The organism is Limnothrix sp. CMB-01, assembly GCF_055193175.1.
Genome location: NZ_CM143720.1, coordinates 482,215 through 503,064, shown reverse-complemented (window position 1 = coordinate 503,064; position 20,850 = coordinate 482,215). Strand labels below are relative to the sequence as shown.

The following is a 20,850-nucleotide window of genomic DNA, read 5'->3' as shown; positions in this document are numbered from 1 at the left end:
CACGATAGGTTCAGAAACATTGGGTTGGACGGGCGATCGCACTCGATCGTTCTCCGGCCCTGGCCCCTGCTCATGCTATCACTGGCAGCGATCAACACAGCCGCGCCCCTAAGCGGTTGGTAACCCAAGAATCCACTCCCATTGCGGAGCGATTCATCTCGATCGCATCCTGGTTTCATCCTGGCTTTGTTCTGGGTTCATTCTGGGTTCATTCTGGTTTCACTCCAGTTCACCCTTGCTGTCACCCCGATCGCATCCTGATTCAGGGGTGAGGATGAGGCCGATCGCCCGGAGTCGCTGGCAAATCCAGCAGCACAAACCGCCGAACCTTCGGCCGGCGCATTGCCCGCCCGCCCCGCTGCCACATCAGCCCCCAAATGGCAGGGGAAAACAGCAGCGGCATCGACAGCGCCAAAGATTTCAGCCAACGCCCCTGATGCCACAATTGGCGAGCTTGCACGAACCGCAGTCGATCGATCCATTGGCGCAACCTTGGGGTCATGGGTGGTTTGGGCGGTTGTGGTTGTGGTTGCGGTTGTGGTGGGCTGGAGATTGGGGCAGCGGGCAGCGCGAGCAAAGGATTGCTGGTTGGCAAATAGCTCAGGCGACTTAAGCGATTCAGGCGACTCAGGCGATCGAGACGATTCCTGATCCGATCGCTGAGGGGGCGAGGGTAATTGGGATGACGGGGCGCACTGGAGTGACGGGGACTGCTTCGGCGCTGGGGATGATCTAAATGGTTCAGAAAATTTAAGTCCCGATCGAGCCAACGCCACAGTCGGGCCGCACGGCGCAGCAGCCAAGCCCGTCGCCGGGGCGATCGTTGGGCCCAGCGCACCAAAGGATCGAGCCACAGGGCGATCGCCCAACGCATCACCACCGTTTTCACCACAAACAGAGCCGCCAAGGGGAACCCCTGCTGCCACAGTTGCCGCGCCAACTGCAACCGAAAACGCATCTGTTGCCAGCGCAGTTTGAACCACCCACCCCGCAGCAGCGATTGGGGCGATTGGGCCCGAATCCAGGCCTGAAGGCGGCGCTTCAGATAGCGTTGGGTGTCTCGGTATGTCCAGGTGAGGGCGTGGAAAATACGATTCAGCCGAGTCCGCAACATCAGGCCCCATCCCCGAGCCGATAGCAAACTGGGAGCAGCGATCGAGAAAGCCTTGAACCATTGGTAATGCTTAAGGGCAACCAATCCCCAATGCAGGCGCAGATAGGACTGAACCGCCTGGCTTTCGGGTAATTGTTGCTGAAACCGTTCGTTTACCAGTCCGTGAATTTTTTGTTTAATGGACCAATTGGTGTCAAACCGGCGATCGAACGAAAATTGCCGGTTATAGGCTCCGTCCCAAACGGTGCGATAGGCCAAGCACTGATTTAAAAAAATGGCATCGCCATATTCAGCAATGCGAATCCAAGCATCAATATCATCAAAATTGGTATCAAACTGAGAGTCCCAGCCCCGGGCTTGCAGAAAGGCCGATCGACGAAAGGCCACTTGCACCGGCGTACCAAACGGCACCATCTCCACCAACATGCCGTAGTGAATATCCTCTTGGGGAATGAAATAGGCTAAACCTGGCCCCGTGCGAGGGGTGTGCCCCATTTCATTGCCCTGTAAGTCCACCTGCAAGGCCTGGCAGGAGCACAGGGCCGCGGGTGGACGTAAACCTTTGCCACAGCGTTGATCGTGAATGCGAATTGCCCGCACAAACTCAGCAATGCAATTGGGATCAAGATAATCATCATCATCCAGCAACTTCACCCAGTCGCCCTTGGCCAGCTCCACACCTCGGTTCACGCTGGCTGAATGGCCCTGATTGATGCTGTTGCGCCAATAGACCAATTGGGCGCGTCGCTCGATCGGGAGGCTGAGTTGCAACTGAGCCACCCATTCGGGGGTATCGTCCCGGGAACAGTCGTCCACCACCACGACTTCACAGGGATAGCTTTGCCCCAAGGCAGAGGCGATCGCCCGATCGAGCAGCCGACGGCGGTTATAGGTAGCGATGACGATACTGAATTGCATAGCACGGCTGTGGGCAGACCCAGGCTGCAAGGATGAGCCACGGCGCAGATCCCAAGGAAATCGCCTCAAGTGTTGCAAACTGGGGATGATCACCCGACCCGGCCAGAGCCAGACCCTGGGGTGGTCAATCAGCCAGCGCACATACTGCTTACTTCGATCGATGCTGATGTACCCTGCTCGGGACTAATTGGGCGGCATTTTCAGCATTTCAGACCCCAAGGGTGATCGCGGGAGGGAAGCCATCCGCAGCCATTGCCCCCCAAGCTAACGATGCCCCCCAAGCTAACGATGCCCCCAACAAGCGGGATCTGCGCTAATGCATCGCCACAACCCTGTCCCTAGTCATTATTCCCGCCCATTCTCCCAGCTAATCCATCAGCTATTCCATCGGTTATGCTCTATGTCTATGAGCAAAGCTGAGGGAACTAATCAAGGTTTCAAGCCAATCTCCCTCGTCCCTGATGGGAGTCTTAGATCGATTTTGAAGGGTTTTTCGACTGATTTTCTGTCGATTTTGTTTTTTGATCTGTTCTTGATCTGCAATTGGCCTTGAACGACTTAAGGATTGACTGCTTTGGGAGTTTGTAATCGCTTCATCATCATTTCCAAAATTGAAGGTCGGAAAGGTCAGCGTCCGATCGCGATTCCGAGCATTGCCTCCCAACCATTGCCTCTGGGCCAAGACAAAACCGATGCAGATGATTTTGAGTCCAGCCTCAAGATGTCCTACTGGTTTTTGTAACGATCCCAACGATGTTACTGAAGCTTGGATGGTTCAAAAATCGGAGTGAAAATTAGGGTAAAAATGCTCTAAAACAAATCAATTCTCACAATCAGATCAATTCAAGTGATTGCTTGAATGCAGACAAAATAGACAAGCCCGATTAAAATAACGATTTAATAGAAAATTCGTCATGATCGCGATCAGCCAGTTACAAAAGATTTAGCCACGCCGCTCGCCATGCCGCCGATGGGCGGTTGCTCAGAACGATTGCAATAGCTACTCATCTAAACCTTATGCGATCCAACTCAACTTGTTTGCCTTGGCCATGGGGTCGGGGTGTTGTGCTTCCGATGGTTCTGAGTGCCTGTGTTGGCACGATCGGGATTAGTCCAGCGGCGCGATCGGAAGAAGTGCGCCTATCCACCAATTCCGCCACCGCGTCCTGTGAAGAATTAGCCAAGGCGGCCATCTTCACGGGCCCAGGTAACTGCTTGGCGGCCAATGGCGATCGCTACGAGGGAGACTTTGTGGCGGGTCAGCGCACGGGGCGCGGCCGCTATGCCTATGCGGCGGGTGGGGTTTATGAAGGCCAGGTGGTGAACGGCAAGCTGCAAGGGCGGGGGCTTTATGTGTCGCCTGCGGGCGATCGCTATGAAGGAGACTTTATGGCGGGACAGTTCAACGGCCGCGGCAATTACCGCACCGCCAATGGCGATCGCTACGAAGGGGAATTTCGCAACAATGCTTTCCACGGTCGCGGCATCTATAGCTATGCCAATGGGCAACAGTTGGCGGGGCTGTGGGAAGGGGGCCGACTCAAGGAGGCCCAGCCGATCGAAGCCGTGCGCACGGCCTTGAACCAAGCGACTGAGCCGCGATCGCCTGAGCCGGTGACCCCGGTCCCGCGCACCGTACCGGCTCAAACCCCTACCCCCACGCCCCAGAGCCGATCGACCCCCACTTCTGAGGCCACCAATCCGTCAGCGGCGACCCAACCCACCCAACAACCCACGCCCAGCGCCAGCCCTAACCCACCCACCCAACGGCGATCGGGCTTTGGCGAAACCACCGCACCGGATGTGTTAGCGCAATAGGCTGATCGGTTGCGCCTTGGTGGTGTAGCAGTTTCCGGCTCGATCGGCCCCTGGTGTGCTTTGGTTGCAACCGCTTCCTTGGGGGGCGGTTGTTTTCCCATGGAAATCTTCAATCAGAAGATCCGATCAGAAAAACTGTTGATTCACCCCAGAGCGGTAGAATGCATCCTGGCTGAGCGCCGGTTGTCTGCCATGGGCCCGCCTTCAATCCCCGAAGCAAGGCCCTGTTCGATCGCCAAACCGCCGCACCTTCGCTCTGACAAGCCCTCAGCCCGGCAATAGTCCTGTTGCCCCGCTCCCCCCTGACCCCCACTTTAGGAGACAGCCCCTTGGCTACGCGCGTTATCCTCATCCGCCACGGACAAAGTAACTTCAACACCCGCCGGATCATTCAAGGGCGCTGCGATCAGTCGGTGCTGACTGACTTGGGGCGTAACCAGGCTACCCAGGTGGCGATCGCCCTGCAAGGTTTGGCGATCGATGCCTTCTATTGCAGCCCCCTTCAGCGTGCGCGCCAAACGGCCGAAACCATCTGTCAGCAATTGCAGCCCGTGCCGCCCCTGACCACCAACGAACTGTTGCGAGAGGTGGATTTGCCCCTTTGGGAAGGGATGGCCGTGAGTGACGTGAAGGCTCAGTTTCCTGAAGCCTATGACCAGTGGAAACACCAGCCCCACGAATTCAGCATGGCGCTGGCCAGTGGGACGCATTTCCCGGTGCTGTCCCTGCGAGAGCAGGCTAAGGCCTTTTGGGAAGAGATTTTGAGCCGCCATCAGGGACAAACGGTGGTTTTGGTGGGCCATAACGGCATTAACCGTTGCTTGCTGAGCACGGCGTTGGGAATTGGCCCTGATCGCTACCACTGCCTGCTGCAATCGAACTGCGGAATCAGTGTGCTGAACTTTGCCGGTGGCCTAGGGGATGCGGTGCAACTGGAATCGATGAACCTGACGGCGCATTTGGGAGCCTTGGGGGGTTCCGCCGTGCCCAAGCCCGGTGGGGGCGATCGGGGGCCGCAGTTGCTGTTGGTGCGCCACGGGGAAACGGAATGGAACCGCCAGGGGCGGTTTCAGGGCCAAATTGATGTGCCCTTGAATGAAACGGGTCACGGTCAAGCGGCCAAAGCGGGCAATTTCCTGAAGGATGTGGCGATCGACTTTGCCTTCAGCAGCCCCATGGCTCGCCCCAAGGCCACGGCAGAGGCAATTTTGGCGCATCACTCGGGGCTGGAATTGGGCTTGCTGGATACCCTCAAGGAGATTGGCCACGGTCTGTGGGAAGGCAAGTATGAATCGGAAATTGAGGCGGAATATCCGGGCTTGCTGAAACAGTGGCAAACGCACCCGGAAACGGTGCAAATGCCGGAGGGTGAGAATTTGCAACAGGTGTTCGATCGCGCTGAGCAGGCCTGGGCGGCCGTGCTGGCTCAGGCGGGTGCAGTGGCAACGCCAGCCGATCGCCCCTTGACCGGTTTGGTGGTGGCCCATGATGCCGTGAATAAAGCCCTGCTCTGTCAGCTCACGGGTCTTGGCCCCGACAGCATTTGGCGCTTTAAGCAAGGGAACGGTGGGGTAACGGCAATTTGCTATCCCGACGGGCCCGATAGTTTGCCGGTGTTGCAGGCGATGAATATTACCCATCACCTATCCGGCACTATTTTGGACAAAACGGCCGCTGGGGCGCTGTAGATGGCGATCGAACTGCTACGGGAAATTCGTCTGATTGACCCGGTGGCCCAGGTTGATCGTCGGGCCACGGTTCTGTTGGATCAGGGGCAAGTGCGGGCGATCGACCCGGATCCCCAAGCCCTGCCGGAGGGAACCCGAGTAATTGAGGCGGCGGGGCAAATTTTGGCTCCGGGCCTGGTGGATTGCTATTCCCGATCGGGCGAACCGGGTTATGAGTCCCGAGAAACCCTCGCCAGTCTGGCCGCCGCCGCCCTGGCCGGTGGGTTCACCACCCTCGCCCTGTTGCCCAACACGCAACCGGCGATCGATCAGCCCGCCATAGTGCAAAACCTGCGCGATCGCTGGGCGGCCTTGCCGGAGCCAAGCCCCTGCCTGCACCTTTGGGGAGCCTTGACCCAAGGAACCCAAGGGGAGCAAATGAGCGAGTTGGCAGAGTTAGCCACCGCTGGCATTGTGGGCTTCACCGACGGCCGATCGATCCGGGATTGGGTCTTAATGGAACGCTTGCTGGATTATGCAGGGCCCTTGGGGTTGCCGTTGATGGTGATGGGTCACAGGGCCTCGGCCAGTCGCGGCCCTGTGCTGGAAGGGGTTGAGGCGTTGCGGTTGGGGCTGGTGGGGGTGTCGGCGGCGGCCGAAAGCAGCGCCCTAGCCACCCTCTTGGAATTGCTACGCGATCGCCCCGCCCGCCTGCATGTGATGCGTTTGGCCACCGATCGCGCTGCGGCCCTCGTGGCCCAAGGCAAGGCCGATGGGTTGCCCCTCACGGCCAGCCTGTCATGGTTGCAATTGCTCTGCGACACCAGCCACATTGACGGCCGGCGACCGCTGCCGGGCAGCGATCGCCCCCCTTTGCCCTACGATCCCAGCCTGCATCTGCCTGCTCCCTTGGGCAATCCCACCGATCGCCAAGCCCTGATCGCTGCCCTCAAAACCGGAGCGATTGACGCGATCGCGGTGGATCATACTCCCTACACCTATGAAGAAAAAACCGTCGCCTTTGCCGAAGCACCCCAAGGGGCGATCGGGCTGGAGTTGGCCTTGCCCTTGCTCTGGTCAGGGTTGGTGATGACCGGGGAATTGACGGCGCTGGAACTGTGGCGATCGCTCAGTCAGCGGCCCGCCGAGTTGTTGGGCCAAACGCCCCAAGCGATCGGCCCCGGTCAGGCCCAGCCCCTGATTCGGTTTGACCCCGCCGCCACCTGGACAGTGGAGCCGGCCCAATTGCAGTCCCTGGCCCAGAACAGCCCATGGCTGGGCCACAAAATTACGGGGCGCGTGGTGCAAACCTGGTTACCGACCTGAACGGTTGATTAACCCTCTGATGAACCCTCGTGCCGCCGCGATGCGGATCGTGAGAATGTTGAACTCTCTTTGCATTCAGCCGGCCGCCGGTTCCCTTCGGGTTACCCTAAAAACTGGGTAGTGATCATGTGCAGCAGCCGTTGTGCAAACGGCAATTGAAGGAGATTGAATTGTGACGGTTTTTCAGGATGCAGGGGCCCCTGCGGAACAGGCGGGTGCGGATCGATCGCGCGTGGATTTGGATGCGGCGATCGAACAAATTACCCAAGCGTTGAACCTGGCGGAGCGTCACCCCCTGTCGCCGGAGCAGCGAGCAGTGTTGGATTGCCTCCTGGCGCGATCAGGTGGAGCCATTGACGGGCCCTGGGCCGGGGCGATCGCGGCCATTTGGGCCAATCCGCAAGCCAGCTTCCTCGACTTGTTGACCCTGGCCCAACTGAATCCCCAACAAGACTTAACCGGCAGACAACTTCTGGGGGTGCGACTGGAGGGGTGTGACCTGAGCGGGGCCAATCTGCAACGGGTGAACCTACGGGGTTCCCAGCTTTGTGATGCGGACTTGAGCGGGGCCGATTTGGCGGAAGCACGCTTAGCCGGGGCAGATTTGTCCGGGGCCCTCTTGAGCGATGTCAATTTAACCAAAGCAGATTTGCACAAGGCCAGCTTGGCCCTGGCCAACCTGAGCGGGGCTAACCTGAGCGGGGCCAACTTGAGCGGGGCCAACTTGAGTCGGGTGAATTTTCATCGGGCGATCGTCACGGGTGCGGTCTTGGGCAATAACGAAGGACTAACGGCCGAAGACTATCAACAGTGGGTAGCCAACGGCGCGATCGGTGATCTCCATGAAACAGAGTCAGGCGGCTGAGTGGATTGAGCAATATCACCAGGGCAAGTGGAATTTTGATCGAGCCAATTTGTCGGAACTACGCTTAAGTGGGGCGGATTTTTCCGGGGCCCGCTTTCGCGAGGTTGTGGCTCGGGCGGTCAATTGGTCTTCGGCCTATCTGTCGGGGGTGAACCTGCGGCGGGCAGATTTGCGCGAAGCCGACTTACGGGGCACTTACCTGCGGCGGGCGGATTTGCGCGAAGCCGATTTACGGGGTGCAGATCTGCGAGGAGCCAGCTTAAACGGGGCGGATCTTTGTGGGGCGGATTTGCGGTGGACTTGGGTGGATGGGGTGGACTGGCGACAGGCCCGCGTGGATGCCCGCACCCAAGGGGCGATCGACTGGTTGCAACAGGGGGCGATCGTCCTGGGTTCCCACCTGAAAGCCGCGGCCAGCAACCTCAGCCAAGCGGACTTGCGGGGTTGGAACTTAGCCCAAGCCCAGTTACAGGAGGCCTATCTCGATCGGGCAGATTTGCGCGGAACCGACCTGAGCCACGCCCAACTTCAAGGGGCTAGTTTTCACGGGGCATTGATGGACGAGGCCACCTGCTGGCCCCAGGATTTTGACCCGATCGGAGCTGGCCTGTGGTTAATTGCACCCCAAAGTAACTTGGCCACCGCCGATCTGAGCCATTTTGATTTGTCAGAGGTGGATCTGAGTCGGGCTAACCTCCGCCGAGCCAATCTGATCCGCACCGATTTAAGTCGGGCCGCGCTAATTGACGCGGATTTGAGTCGGGCAGATTTGACCCAAGCCATTTTGTTTGCCAGCAATCTCACCCGGGCCGTTTTGCACGATGCTCAATTGGAGCAAGCGGATTTTCGGCGGGCTACCCTGCCGAATGGGGAGCGCTGGAACGGCCAGGGAACGGTGGCGTTGTATGGAGTCCCGCGCCCTTGGCATTCCGTACCGGAGCGATCGCCCCTAGTGCCGCGCTGATTTGCCGCGCTAATGTGCCGCGTTGATTGGCCACCAAGATTGGCCACCAAGATTGGCCACAAAAAAATCCGGCTCGTGGAGCGTAGTCCACTGCCGAATTGGATAGAGAGATTGTGGTGTGTAGGAACACTAGAAAATCCCTAGAAACTCCTAGAAATTCCTAGGTTGCTGGGATTCCCAGGGATTCCCTAGGCAGCCCTCGGGAATTCCGGGAACTGCCTAGGGGGCGTGGCGACAACGGGCGGCCGCGCCAGGCGCTGAGCCAGGGGAAGCAAGGACGTGGCGGTGGTTCCCGCTGGCATGATTCGGCGATCGCTCGGGTTGGGAGCCATCAGGGTGTCGATCGCATCGGCGATCGAGTCCGGCAACCCCGGCACAGCCCAGCGCCAGTCAAAGTCAGAGTCAACACTTTGGGCAATCAAATCTAAGGGATGCTGCCCCGTGAGCCAATGCACGATCGTGCGGCCCAGGCTAAACCAATCGCTGGCGGGGCCAATGGGCTGCCCTTGCCGCTGCTCTGGGGCAATGTAGCCAGCGGAGCCACAGGCCGCCGCCCGCTCACCCACCAGCATTGCCGCATCAAAATCCACCAGGGCCAAATCCCCCTGGGGCCGCCGAATCAGATTGGCGGGCTTCACGTCCCCATGGATCCAGCCGGCTTGGTGCAGGTTGTGAAGCAGGCTGCTGAGTTGCACCCACCAGCGAATCGCTGCCATGGGGTCGATCGCCCCCTGTTGATCGAGATAAGCCTCTAGGGATTCCCCCGCGATCGCCTCCATCACCAGCCCCTGAAAGGGCCAGCGGCTGTCGATCGGTCGCCAGCAAAAGAACCCATCCACGGCCGCCTTGGGGATTTGGGGATGCTGGGGGCCGCGCATCAGCACTTCCGCTTCGCGATAGAGCCGATCGAGCCGGGTTGATTGTTGACGAATCAACAGTTTCAAAACCTTGGGCCGATCGTCGTCTTCCAAGTCCACCACCTCAAACACTTGCACCTGACCGATTTGAGGCAATCGCGCAGCGGCGGCATTCAGCCCCCGCAGGATGCTGTAGCGATCGTGAATTAGGGTTCCGTCGGGCCAAGCCGTTTTCCGATCCTGAGACAACACCGGAGAGGGAAGGATCATGGGGCATTCTCGACCAAAGTTTCAAGAATTCAGCAACACAGAGCAAGCAGCTAGGGCGCAATTACTCAAGCCCTAAACCCAACATCAACTGCATTAACATCGCCTTGCTTGGAAATTTTTATGCAGGCTCCAAGACCTGGAATTGTTGTTGATTTAGCCCAAAAACCATCAGCAGCCCATTGGCTTGGATCCGGCTGCGGCCCATGACAGCGGGCTTTGGCCCAGAACCCAGATGAATTGCTCGCGGCTTTTGGCCCAGATCCAGGGGCGATCGACCCTAGGTCTGTCCGTTGAACGAATTTGTTAAACGAGTCCTCTGAACTAACAGGAATTCACGAAGGCTGAGCAATCAGTTTCCCCCACGCGATCGGCGCGGAATCGGTGGCGAGATCAGCTTGAAAATCAGAATATCTCGATCCGTTTTGTAAGAGCCAAAGCCAAAATCTTAGGTAAAACTCTAAAATCTTAGGTAAATCTCAAATCTTCGATCAATTCGATGAAACTGACCTAAATCCCGGCCACGAACTTTGGCTAATCGAGCCTTTCCCGAAGGAGGGTGACCAGCAAACGATGGATAGCAAAAGCACGTTGTTTCAGGAGGTGGGGTGCGAATGGAATCTCGAAGGTCTCTATCGCGACTTGGGCCGAGTCAAGGCCCGGCTGCTGTGGGCAAAGCGGGGGCAGCCCTGTCCGGAGTTTCCTGCCGCTGGTGATCCTCGGCGATCGCAACTCAGCCGCACTGAACGCCTCTATTTGCGCGGATTTCTCACAGGAATGAGCATTAAAGCCTTGGCAACAGTGCTTGAAATTAACACCGATGCTCTCCGAACAGAACTCACAAATAAGCTTTACACTTATCTTAAAGCATTATTAAATTGGGAAGGGCGTTTTTGTCATCGCCGAGCTTTGGCAATGTTAGCAGAACGTCCCTATCGAATCTCCTCCGCTCCGATTGCGGAGCATCAAAACTTGAAGGTTTATTTACCAGCTCAGGATAGTGCGATTTTGGAGGGCCGCGATCGGGAGTGGGAACACCTGATTCACTGGCTGCAACGAAATCAAGAAGAGCGATTTTGGGTGATTGAAGGCGCTGGCGGAACCGGTAAGACGGCCCTGGCTTTAGCGAGTGTTCATTATTTAATTCAACAAAATTCTTGCCCTTTTCAGCGGGTCTTGTTCACTTCTGCTAAAACCCATTACTTAACGGGGATGGGTTTGCTGCCAGGATGTCGATCGCAACAAACCCTAGAGCAGCTATTATCGGAAATTTTGCAAAATCTCACATTCGATTCTGATCGGGTGACAAATGAATGGAACGATCGCCCGCTGCCCGATCGAATGCGACAGGCTTGGACTTTGATGGCTCAACAACCCATGTTGTTGATTTTGGATAGTTTTGAGGAAGTGACGGATCCGCAGGCCACGTTGGCGTTTTTGTATGAATTGCCGGCCACGGTCAAGGTGTTGTTCACCTGTCGCTATCGGTTGCCGATCTCCCGATCGCTCCACCTAGATCCCCTGGAGCCAGAGGCGGCCCTGCGGTGGGTCATGCAGCGGGTTTCGGAAGCGGGTTGGCCTTGGTCCCTAGGGCAATATCGGCGCTTGGTGGCGGCGGCGGGTTCCCTGCCGGGGCCGATCGCTTGGGGGCTGGGGCAATTGGCGGCGGGCCAACCGATCGCCTGGGCCATTGCCCAACTGGAACAGCCGGATCACTGGGTGACACAGTTTTACTGTGCCAACACCCTGGAGGCTTTGGGCGGGCAGTTGGCGGGGCAATTCCTGTTGGCCCTCAGTTGGTTTGCGGTTCCCGTGCAACCGGCGCTGTTAGCCCAAGTGGCCGGAGTGGATCCAGAAGCCCATGCCACCTGGGCCCATTTGGCCAAGCTGGCTGAGCAGTCCATGGTGACCCTCCATTGTGACGGGCGTTATGGTCTGTCGTCCTTGGTTCGGCGTTATGTGGCCACGGTGGGGGTCGATCGCCTGGCCCCAACTCAAGAAATGGCGATGCGTGAGCGATGGTTGCAATGGGCGATCGACTACGTGCGGCAACATGGCCAGGGCGATCGCCTGGAGTGGTTAACCGATCACCAGGCGATCGATCTCCATTGGGACACCCTGAATCAGGTTTTGGATTGGTGTTTGGCGGCCGGGCGATTGGAGTCGTTTTGGCAGGTTTTTCAACCCCTCAGGGGCTACAGCCACTTTCGCGGCCATTGGTCGGAGCGGATTGCCCGCGATGCCAAAGCCATCCAACTGGCTCGCCAGCAACAGAACTCGGCCTTGGAGGCACGCTTTTTGTTCGATCGCGGTTGGACCCATGCCCTCCGCAATGACTCCCAATCCCTTCGCCAGGCTTGTGCAGATTTTGAGGCCGTTTGGCAATTGCGGGATCACCTGGATCTAGATTTGCAGTCGGATTTAGCCATTAACCAACTGCGCCTGGCCTATGAACAGGGATCGATCGACCATGGCGATCGGTGGAAACACCGTGTTGAGCAGCTCATTCACAATCCCCAGCTCAACGCCGAGCACCGATTGCGCTTGGAGTGCCAGAGTCTTTACTACGAAGGCGATGTGGCCCAGCAGGCACAGAACTCCGCCGAAGCCTTGCGACTTTATACGACAGCCCTGAAAAAAGCACAGGCCTTGGGTTGGCAACGGGGAACGGCCTACATTCAGTCCTCGATCGGGCAGGTGCGGATGGCGCAGGGGCAATATTCCCGAGCTTTGCGGGAGTTGGAAGCCAGCTACCGGTTGGCGGCAGTGATTGTTGATCAGCGGTGTTGTGCCTATTGCTGCAAGCATTTGGCCCGCGCGGCCTTGGCCGGGCGATTGCGCAAGGAGTCGCGTAATTGGGCCGAACGGGCGATCGATCACTTCCAAGCCGTGGGAATGGTCACCGAGGCCCAAGAAATGGAGGATTTTCTGAAAAATCTCTAAAAATCTTTGACAAAAATCTTTAACAAAAATCTTTAACGAGGTCTTGAGGGAGGCCTCTAGGGGCCGTCGTCCAATTTCCCACATCTGCAACGCCTGCCTCGGCCGTTGCCCTTGGTTAAGGGAACTGATCCTCAAAACAAATGCTCAAAACAAATGGCAAAAACAGAGAAGCGCAACAGTTAATAAAACTGCTGCGCTTCCTCAAAGCCGCGATCGGGTGCTTCTGGCCCCGGTCGTGGGTTAGACCCAATCCATGGCACAACCCAGAGGTTAATGGAAAATTGGATCCACGACGGAGCAAGGAAACCCAAAACGTTTTTAGCCACAGGCCGCTTCGGCCACAGAAGTTTAGCCACAGGCCGCTTCGGCCACAGAAGAGAGACTTGGGTTGGGTTAGACCGCTGCACCGTCTTGAACGTCGGTGGTCGTTTCCTCTTCATTGGTTTCCGCTTCGGCCGATGCAGACGGGCGACGAGAGCGGTGCATCCGTCCACTGTTGGAGCGCTTGCGGAATTTACGTGCGTAAGCCAAGTTACGCTGTGCTTTTTCTTTTTTGAGGTTACGGCGCTTTGCCATGTTCCATTTCCCGTTCAGCCCACCTAGCATAGCGCATCTCGATCGCCTTGAGATTGCCTTTCGCGATCGACCCGCAAAGGTTGGCTATGTCGGGAAGGATTGGGCTGACTGAAGCCAGCTTTGGGCAAACTGCCGAGCGCTTTCGGAACCCTGAATTTGTCCAAGGGCCTGGGCCCGCTCCAGGGCCGCCAACAGTTGACCGACGATCGGCCCCCGGGGCAAGCCAAATTCCGTCATCAACTCGTGACCCGTGAGCGGTGGGCTGGGGTGGGCGACCGGATCGGTGGCATCTTGCCAACGGCCAATCGCCTCGGCCAGGGCGATCGGGGCCGTTCCTTCCGCCCAAGCCAGGAGCACGGCCGCCAAAAATCCTTCCCCAGCCGCCTTGCAAAATTGGTACTGAGCCGCGCGATCGAGAGGCGAGAGGCGATCGGCCGGTAAGCTAGCCTTGGCCCCCAGAATTGCCAGCAGAATGCGCTGATCAACCCGGCTGGTTTTGAGTTGCTCCAGGGCCCGTTGGGCGATCATCAAATCTGACCCCAACAAACAGGCCAGCCGGGCCGCCGCCAAGGGCGATCGCCCATTGGGCAGGGGACAGTTAAGGGGGGCATCGGGCCAAAGGTTTTGTAATTGCTCGATCGCCTGGGATAGGGCCGGGAGCGTTACCCCATGCTTTCCTTGCCAAGGGGGCAGCCAATCGCGCAAAAGCTGAATTTCGCTGGCCGCCATCAGTACCCGATCGCCCCGGGGCGTTTCCAACAAATAGTCCAACTCAGCCCGTACCCGCTCGGCGGCCACAAGCCGCAAATTCGGTACCTGTTGGGCGATCGCCTGGGCCGTGGTCGGCTCCATTTGAAGGCTCAATTGGGCGCTGATTCGATAGGCCCGCAACAAGCGCAGGGGATCCTCCCGCAAGTTTTCCACGGACACCATCCGCAGGGATCGATCGGCTAAGTCTCGCCGGCCTTCGAGGGGATCCACCCACTCCTGACGATGGGGTTGATAGGCGATCGCATTCACCGTGAAGTCCCGCCGTCGCAGATCCGCCTCGATCGAGTCGCCCACTTGGGCCGCCACATCCAGCGTTCCCTGCGCAAAAACCACCCGCGCAATCTGGCGTTCTCGATCCAACACCACAAACCCCGCATCGTAGCGCCCAGCAATCGATCGGGCCAGCTCGATCGCCCCCGTCGCCAGCACCACATCCAAATCCACCGCGTCGCGTTGCCGCCCCAAAAGGGCATCCCGCACGGCTCCACCCACCAGATAAGCCGTCTCGGGTAAATCCGTCAGTTGTAAGGGGGTGAGTTTTAGGGGCCAGTCCTGCAAATCAAGGCTCATCTCGACAGCTCATTTCGATCGCTCAACCAGGGTTCCATCTCCAGATTCAGGGTCGGAGTTAGTGCTTGCTTCAGGGTTGCGATCCTGACCTGAGTTTCGATCGCGGCCCGAATCGGGATCATTGCCTAGCTGCTCCAGTTCACCGGAGGTTGCTGAATGGTTCATGCCTCGCAAATTTTGCAAATCTTGGAGCGCCTGTTGATCTCCATAGTTGGCTCGATGGCTCAAATGATCTAATTCATCCAGATCCTCGATATCCAGATCCTCGACATCCAGATCTTCCAAATCATCATCGAGATCATCATCCAGCTCATCTTCTAGGTAGGCCTCCGCATAGTGATCGGGCGGTTGCCAAGTGGATCCACTCGGTAGTCCCGGCCGTTCCGCTCGCCGGTTCAGCCCCTCAGTTCTTGGGTCGTTTCGCTCATCGCGATCACTCCGTTCGTTGCGATCGTTCCTGAGGTCACCCCGCAGTTCGCCCCGCAATTCATTCCGTTCACTGCGCCCTTCCAATCGGTTATCTCGACGGCGATCGCGACCAGGTTTCACCAACACCTGCCAAGCGGCCTGAAGACCTGCCGCCGCCCGCCGGGCCGTGGCTCCCACTCGCCGGGCCTGCCGCCGGGCTGTGTCCAAGCTGCTGTCCACCTTCTGCACCACTTGACCGGCGCTTTGCACGCCATTGGTCATGTCATCCGTCAGGTCACTAATTTCCAAACCCGTGAGGCGAATGGCTTCCAGGGTGGGCGGCAATTCCCTCGTGAGGGTGTCAAATAACTTTTCGGCGCTGCGGGCGGCCCGCCCCAATTCTTGCAGGGCAGGAATGGCAGCGGCCAGGGCGATCGCCAAGCAAACGCTGACGAGCAAAAACGATAGCCCCAGCCAAAATAACGGATCGATCATGGGTTCAGAGGACGGAATGCGCGCCGTTAGCGATCGCCCGTTTGGGTCATGGGGGCGGCCATACGGTTATAGGCCAACTGGCGGGGCTTCGGAGTTGGGGCTGAGCCGGTTGGGATTGCGTCGCCCTCTTCCGACAAGCTGACATCTTCCTGATCCACCGTTTGGCTGGCGGCCACACCGCTGGCGATCGCGTCTCGCAGTCGATCGAGCGCCCCTTCTAGGCGATCGCGAGTGCGATCGGACCAAATGGCCGCTTGGTCGCGCACCACCTGCCCCAACTCCTCCAACGCTCCCGGCAGGCGATCGCCCGATTGCTTCACCGTTTTTTGTAAGGTGTTTTGCAAAGTGTTCTGCAAAGATTGCTGTAGGCGCTGGCGGGAGGCTCGACCCGATCGGGGAGCCAACAATAATCCTGCTACGGCTCCGGTTGCCGCCCCCAACAGGATCCCCAGCGCAAATCGATCGGACTGACGTTTAGACATGATGATGACGCGGGGCAAACGGCACAGCTAGTGGAACTCATGCGGCCATGGAACCTTAGCCCAGAGACCTTTCGATTCTACCCTGCAAAATTGCGGGGTGGCCGCCGCTTCAGGAATCCCAGAGCCTAATTCAGTCCAAGGCTCAACTAATGCCAGTGCTCAACTAATGCCAGTGCCCAATTCATCCCCAGGCTCAATTCATCCCAAACAAATACCCGGCCACCATCCTTCGGTTAACCGGGCAAGCAGTCGATTATGAGTCTTGAATGGGGCAACTGAATCAAACGACCATCCAGAGAACCCTGAGGGCATCGCTATCGGGCATCATCTACCCTGCTGCTCGATCGCCCTCCATATTCACTCATCCATCAAGTTGAATAACGAGTCTTACCAGCGCCCCAGCGGGAACCAATCACCTTGGGTTGGCTCAGAATATGACCAGCGATCGCTTCCAATTCCTCATCGGTCAGGTTCCGCATCTCCGGGAAAATGTCAGAACTGCGGGTGCTGGGGTGCAGTTCATAAATTTCCGTTTCACCGTCGTAGGTGGTCGGATTCTTCATGTAGTCCACCAGGCCAGCGATGTGATCGCGGCTAGGAACGGCACCCGCCAAGGACGAAGGCGACAGATCCACATCGGGGCTGGTCTTGGTCACACCGCCCGCATGGCACTGGGCACAAGTGTCATTAAACAGTCTCTTGCCCAGAGCCACTTGCTCCAGGGTCAAGGTGACGGTATCACCCTTTTCGCTGACCTTGACCGTGCGCAGTTCCGGCTTCATTTCCGCCGCGCTTACGGGGCTAACGGCCAGTTGGAAGGCAAAAAACGCCACCGCTACAACTAGCAAAACAACCTTTTTCAGCATAGTTCTTTCTAGACTTGAGTCTCTTGATCTCGATCAAAGTCAGGCCGATGTTATAGCCGGCTAGATTGTCGCTCGGATCGCGCGATCGCCCCCGCTGCGGCACTCTAACCACAATTCACATCCTCCCCATGCTAAAGCAACGGGGATTCCCGATCTAGGCAGCCAGCTAAAACGGCTGCGTTGATCGGTGGTTTGACCCCAAGGCCCTCTCCACTGCCCGGTGACGGGAGCGGGGTTGGTTTCGGTGTCTTTTCAAAGTGTCCGAGTCTCACCCAGCGATCGCCGGGTAATGATAACGGTTGCCTTTGGCCGGCAAAGCCCTAAACGGTAAATGTTTTGGAGAAAAAATGCGGTAGCCAAAAGTTGATTTTAATCTTACCGGATTGAGGGCAAAGCCCCCGCCTTTCAGGCTCCGGGAGATGGCAAGTTATCAACTCAAGCCGCATCAGTGGGCATGACTTTCCAAGATCGGGGGCTGAATAACCGTTGGGGGTCAAGGCTTTCAGCCCATGGCCCCAGTCTCGCTTCGGGGGCGGGGTGATCCCCCGTAGAGCCTGGATTCCGAAACCATCGTTCGGAAACATATCGCAATCTCGGGTTGCAATCTCGGGCCGCAATCTCGGGTCGTAATCTTGGCGATGGCCGCTGGAGCGAATCGAATTGGGTGAACCGAATCACTGCGAGCCGGTTGGAGGATAGCCGGTTAGAGGATTTAGGGCTGGGCCGCGATCGAGCCAGGGGCGATCGAACGTTCCACATGCAACCCATCCCGTTGACCATCCAGCATCACCTCATCCCGCAACCGGGCCCCATTGGTGGGAGCTGTGGACACCGCCCGTCGGGAAGCGTGATGCAATCGAACCAAGCGGGCCAACGTAGACTTCAGTTGGGTTCGCGGCACGATCGCATCCACAAACCCGTTTTGTTGCAAATATTCCGCCGTTTGGAAATTATCCGGGAGCTTTTCGCGCAGGGTTTGTTCAATGACCCGCCGACCCGCAAACCCGATCAATGCTTTGGGTTCTGCGATGATGATGTCGCCGAGCATGGCAAAACTGGCCGTCACACCGCCCGTGGTGGGATGGGTCAGCACAGGGATGTAGAGACAGCCGGCCTCGCGATGCTGTTCCAGGGCCCCGGAAATTTTGGCCATCTGCATCAAACTCAGCATTCCTTCCTGCATTCGGGCCCCCCCGGATGCGCAGACAATCACCATGGCCCGGCGTTCAGCGGTGGCCCGCTCGATCGCCCGAGTGAGCTTTTCGCCCACCACGGATCCCATACTGCCGCCCATGAACCGAAAGTCCATTACCCCCAGGGCGATCGGCTGGCCTTCCAAATCACCCAAGCCCGTTTGCACCGCATCAATGAGGCCGGACTTGCTTTGGGCCTCCACAATTCGATCGCTGTAGGACTTGCGATCGAAAAAGCCCAGAGGATCCACCGGGCGCACATCCCGATCCAACGCTACCCAAGTGCCCGGGTCAATTAATTGCTGGATCCGCTCATCGCTATAGACCCGCATATGATGCCCACAATCCAGGCAAACCATCTGATTTGCCTGAAGGTCTTTCGTGTAGGCGAGAACGCCGCAGGCTTCACACTTCGTCCAGAGACCATCGGCGATTTCTCGCTCTTGGCCTGAATGTCCAGCCGGATCGCTCTTACGACGATTTGCAAACCAATCAAACAACGACATGGGTTCAATACTCTCCGGGTAGATTCCCCGCCCCTCGGGGCGTTACAATACTCTTGCGGACACCAGAAACGGTTGCGTCAAAGGCACTGGTAACGGTCGATTGGGGGTGTTGTAAACCATCCCAGAGGCTCGGCGGATTCGTTCCAACAGGGCTACCAAAATGCGTTGCTGCTTTCGGCCGGCGCAGTTTACCTGCTTCCAGATGCGCCCTTGCCAGCAGCGGGTGATCGCTGCCCTAGTTTCCCACGCTCTGGCCCAGAACCCAAAATTCTTCCCTTAGCCATAACGCGCTTAGATTTGCCGATCGCCCCGTTTTGTAATCCAGGGTCGCGATCCGGTGAATCTTGCCGTGATTCAGTGGCAACGTGATCAGCGGCAATCAGCACAATCTTGCCAGGATCGGGATCGGCGCGATCCGCAATCCCTCATCGCACTTGATCCCTCATCGCATCTATCGTATCCATTTGGCCGTATCCATTTGGCTGTATCGATTCTGGGTCAACCTTGATCTGACGCTTGGGCTCAGCGGCCTCGATCTGGTCTCAATCCAACCTCGGGTTCAGCAAGATAGACCCTTGATTGAGCCATAGACAGGCGCGCAAGACAGGCGCGCACGCGATCGGCGATCGGGTCAGCCAACGGCGGCGGTTGTTCAAAACTTGCGCCCTGTTAGCCTGTGCCTTTTTTTAGGGGGCTTCCGTGTTGTCGTTCTGGTTGCGCATCCCAAAGGCTGACACTGGGGGCATTAGCTCCGAGAATTTGCGGAGACAACCAATTGAGTGGTGAGACACCTTAAGGGATTTCTCTCTGAATTGATGTAGTAGAAAATACAAGTGTTTTAAAGATTGAGAATCATCACTAATTCATGGCCTAAAAAAAGAATTTCATGCCTGAAAACAAGCGCTTTAAATTTCAATCCTGGCTAGACTTGGCTGATGTTCTCAATTCCTGAGATTAGGGGGTGTCACACAGCAATAAAGTCTGGCCATTTCTTGCTAAAACAAAGGGCGATCGCCCCTGACGGCTAAGACTTCCTTAGAAATTGGTGGTATTTGTTCATCTACCAGAACAAGGGGCTAAAGTTCTAATAGAGTGCGTCAGGGATTTCACGGGTGCATCATGAACGGATCGGCTGTGGCCAAGCTGGTCGAATCGTCGCAATACTGCGCGATTGCTGATGATTCTCTTAAGGATGAAGATAACGCTGCTTGGGTCTTAGGACTCGAGTCAGATGTGCAACGGGAATGGATTGAACGGATTGGTTGGATTCGTAAGGTCGATCGATTGGCGGAGGCAGAACTTGTCTGTAAAGAAAATCACACATCTACGGAGCAGCCTAGTTTCCTCGCGTTCTATCGCTCTTGGAAGCGTTTGCTGAGTCATGGCCCGGCGGCCATGGTCACAGAAGATGCCAGCTTGCTGGCGACAATGCAACAGCGCTGGTTTCATGCGGAGGCAAGTCTGAGCGATCGCTTATCTGTGCAGTCGTGGGATCGGTATCTGGATGCAATCTTGACCTACCACACGGACAATCTACGGATTGAAACGTTGGCTGACTATGAAACGATGCTGGAGACGTTGGCGGGTTCCTTTTTCCAGATTCTGCCGTTTTTGAGTCCGTCCCAGTGGGAAGCGGCCTATCACTTTGGAGCGGTCGATCAGTTCTATAACAACCTGCGCGACATCGATGAGGATGCGCGCCAGGGGATCTGCTACTTTCCCCAGGAGGTGTTGGATCGGTTTGGGGTCGATCGGGCGGCGGTTTTGGATCGATCGTGCATCGGCACGCCGGCCTATCACGACATGATGGTTTTTTGGGTGGATGATTATTTGCCGCAGTTGCGCCGACGGGCGTTCAAGCTGGTTTTGGCGCGGGATTTACACCCATCCTGGGTCATTTTGCGCAATTGGTGTCTGCATCGCTATGCCCGCATTGAGCGGGTGCTGCGGGAGTGCGATTTTGATTTTGTGCAATTCCAAGTCCTTTACTGGCAAGCGGTTCGCGAGGATTTGGATCAATGGCAGGAGCGATCGTTCATCACCACTGCGACGGCTATTTCACCCACCTTGCAGCGATCGGCCCAGGCGGTTCAAGTGGCTGCTTTTTTGAAAACTAGCCCACTAATGGTGCGGACTGCCCAGCGGCTGGTGCAATGCCTCTGTGAGATGCAAGGAACGTTGCTGAATTTGGCTTGGGGAAATTATTGGCCATCCTCAGTGGAGGAGGTGGTGGCCAGGCTCTGA

At 57.3% G+C, this 20,850-nt stretch carries 16 protein-coding genes; 8 read left to right on the top strand and 8 right to left on the bottom strand.

All coding sequences use genetic code 11. The features are described from left to right. Window positions 1-262: 262 nt before the first annotated feature. Window positions 263-2,032, bottom strand: coding sequence for a glycosyltransferase family 2 protein (locus ACZA91_RS02090; protein WP_463184453.1), 1,770 nt, complete (start codon window positions 2,030-2,032; stop codon window positions 263-265). Window positions 2,033-2,597: 565 nt separating this feature from the next. On the opposite strand from ACZA91_RS02090, the gene ACZA91_RS02085 reads away from it, so the two are divergent. The 6 genes from ACZA91_RS02085 (at window position 2,598) to ACZA91_RS02060 (ending at window position 8,672) form a co-directional block, all read left to right on the top strand. Then, a complete protein-coding gene (locus tag ACZA91_RS02085; RefSeq protein ID WP_463184451.1) occupies window positions 2,598-2,774 on the top strand; it encodes a hypothetical protein in 177 nt (58 codons plus the stop codon). Window positions 2,775-3,106: 332 nt separating this feature from the next. Next, complete coding sequence (locus tag ACZA91_RS02080) at window positions 3,107-3,850, top strand: MORN repeat-containing protein (RefSeq protein ID WP_463184450.1); 744 nt, start codon at window positions 3,107-3,109, stop codon at window positions 3,848-3,850. A 329-nt stretch (window positions 3,851-4,179) separates the two neighbouring features. Continuing rightward, complete coding sequence (locus ACZA91_RS02075; protein WP_463184448.1) at window positions 4,180-5,538, top strand: histidine phosphatase family protein; 1,359 nt, start codon at window positions 4,180-4,182, stop codon at window positions 5,536-5,538. Beyond that, entirely contained in the window at window positions 5,539-6,843 is a 1,305-nt protein-coding gene (locus ACZA91_RS02070; RefSeq protein WP_463184447.1) for a dihydroorotase, read from the top strand. 172 nt (window positions 6,844-7,015) lie between these two features. Next, the gene (locus ACZA91_RS02065; RefSeq protein WP_463184445.1) at window positions 7,016-7,708 is read left to right on the top strand and encodes a pentapeptide repeat-containing protein; all 693 of its coding nucleotides are present in this window, start codon (window positions 7,016-7,018) and stop codon (window positions 7,706-7,708) included. Next, window positions 7,686-8,672: a pentapeptide repeat-containing protein gene (locus ACZA91_RS02060; protein WP_099534486.1), complete on the top strand. Its 987-nt coding sequence runs from the start codon at window positions 7,686-7,688 to the stop codon at window positions 8,670-8,672. Before ACZA91_RS02065 ends, ACZA91_RS02060 begins: the two co-directional genes overlap by 23 nt. A 188-nt stretch (window positions 8,673-8,860) precedes the next feature. On the opposite strand, the gene ACZA91_RS02055 is transcribed toward ACZA91_RS02060, so the two are convergent. Beyond that, the gene (locus tag ACZA91_RS02055) at window positions 8,861-9,799 is read right to left on the bottom strand and encodes a serine/threonine protein kinase (protein ID WP_463184443.1); all 939 of its coding nucleotides are present in this window, start codon (window positions 9,797-9,799) and stop codon (window positions 8,861-8,863) included. Window positions 9,800-10,369: 570 nt separating this feature from the next. Between ACZA91_RS02055 and ACZA91_RS02050 the strand changes: the two genes are divergently transcribed. Next, on the top strand, window positions 10,370-12,739 hold the full coding sequence (locus ACZA91_RS02050) for a P-loop domain-containing protein (RefSeq protein ID WP_463184441.1): 2,370 nt from the start codon (window positions 10,370-10,372) through the stop codon (window positions 12,737-12,739). Between the two features lie 393 nt (window positions 12,740-13,132). Here the strand turns inward: ACZA91_RS02050 and ACZA91_RS02045 are convergent, their stop codons facing one another. The 6 genes from ACZA91_RS02045 to accD all read right to left on the bottom strand — a co-directional run bounded on the left by ACZA91_RS02045 (window position 13,133) and on the right by accD (window position 18,606). Further along, window positions 13,133-13,270 (bottom strand): hypothetical protein, encoded by a 138-nt coding sequence (locus ACZA91_RS02045; protein WP_370567083.1) that lies wholly within the window; start codon window positions 13,268-13,270, stop codon window positions 13,133-13,135. Between the two features lie 129 nt (window positions 13,271-13,399). Then, entirely contained in the window at window positions 13,400-14,656 is a 1,257-nt protein-coding gene (locus ACZA91_RS02040; protein ID WP_463184440.1) for a tRNA nucleotidyltransferase/poly(A) polymerase family protein, read from the bottom strand. A gap of 9 nt (window positions 14,657-14,665) precedes the next feature. Continuing rightward, window positions 14,666-15,559: a hypothetical protein gene (locus tag ACZA91_RS02035; RefSeq protein WP_463184438.1), complete on the bottom strand. Its 894-nt coding sequence runs from the start codon at window positions 15,557-15,559 to the stop codon at window positions 14,666-14,668. Window positions 15,560-15,585: 26 nt separating this feature from the next. Beyond that, entirely contained in the window at window positions 15,586-16,041 is a 456-nt protein-coding gene (locus ACZA91_RS02030; protein WP_099534490.1) for a YtxH domain-containing protein, read from the bottom strand. Window positions 16,042-16,409: 368 nt separating this feature from the next. After that, window positions 16,410-16,907, bottom strand: coding sequence for a photosystem II cytochrome c-550 (psbV, locus tag ACZA91_RS02025; protein WP_099534491.1), 498 nt, complete (start codon window positions 16,905-16,907; stop codon window positions 16,410-16,412). Window positions 16,908-17,619: 712 nt separating this feature from the next. Further along, window positions 17,620-18,606, bottom strand: a complete 987-nt coding sequence (gene accD / locus ACZA91_RS02020; RefSeq protein WP_190531627.1) for an acetyl-CoA carboxylase, carboxyltransferase subunit beta — start codon at window positions 18,604-18,606, stop codon at window positions 17,620-17,622. A 1,119-nt stretch (window positions 18,607-19,725) separates the two neighbouring features. Here accD and ACZA91_RS02015 point away from each other — a divergent pair. Next, complete coding sequence (locus ACZA91_RS02015; protein WP_099534494.1) at window positions 19,726-20,850, top strand: squalene/phytoene synthase family protein; 1,125 nt, start codon at window positions 19,726-19,728, stop codon at window positions 20,848-20,850.

Bases quoted from the DNA above. Each gene is read 5' to 3' on its own strand.
- ACZA91_RS02090 (WP_463184453.1), bottom strand. From the start codon at position 2,032: ATGCAATTCAGTATCGTCATCGCTACCTATAACCGCCGTCGGCTGCTC.
- ACZA91_RS02080 (WP_463184450.1), top strand. From the start codon at position 3,107: ATGGTTCTGAGTGCCTGTGTTGGCACGATCGGGATTAGTCCAGCGGCG.
- ACZA91_RS02070 (WP_463184447.1), top strand. From the start codon at position 5,539: ATGGCGATCGAACTGCTACGGGAAATTCGTCTGATTGACCCGGTGGCC.
- ACZA91_RS02060 (WP_099534486.1), top strand. From the start codon at position 7,686: ATGAAACAGAGTCAGGCGGCTGAGTGGATTGAGCAATATCACCAGGGC.
- ACZA91_RS02055 (WP_463184443.1), bottom strand. From the start codon at position 9,799: ATGATCCTTCCCTCTCCGGTGTTGTCTCAGGATCGGAAAACGGCTTGG.
- ACZA91_RS02050 (WP_463184441.1), top strand. From the start codon at position 10,370: ATGGATAGCAAAAGCACGTTGTTTCAGGAGGTGGGGTGCGAATGGAAT.
- ACZA91_RS02040 (WP_463184440.1), bottom strand. From the start codon at position 14,656: ATGAGCCTTGATTTGCAGGACTGGCCCCTAAAACTCACCCCCTTACAA.
- ACZA91_RS02035 (WP_463184438.1), bottom strand. From the start codon at position 15,559: ATGATCGATCCGTTATTTTGGCTGGGGCTATCGTTTTTGCTCGTCAGC.
- ACZA91_RS02030 (WP_099534490.1), bottom strand. From the start codon at position 16,041: ATGTCTAAACGTCAGTCCGATCGATTTGCGCTGGGGATCCTGTTGGGG.
- psbV (WP_099534491.1), bottom strand. From the start codon at position 16,907: ATGCTGAAAAAGGTTGTTTTGCTAGTTGTAGCGGTGGCGTTTTTTGCC.
- accD (WP_190531627.1), bottom strand. From the start codon at position 18,606: ATGTCGTTGTTTGATTGGTTTGCAAATCGTCGTAAGAGCGATCCGGCT.
- ACZA91_RS02015 (WP_099534494.1), top strand. From the start codon at position 19,726: ATGAACGGATCGGCTGTGGCCAAGCTGGTCGAATCGTCGCAATACTGC.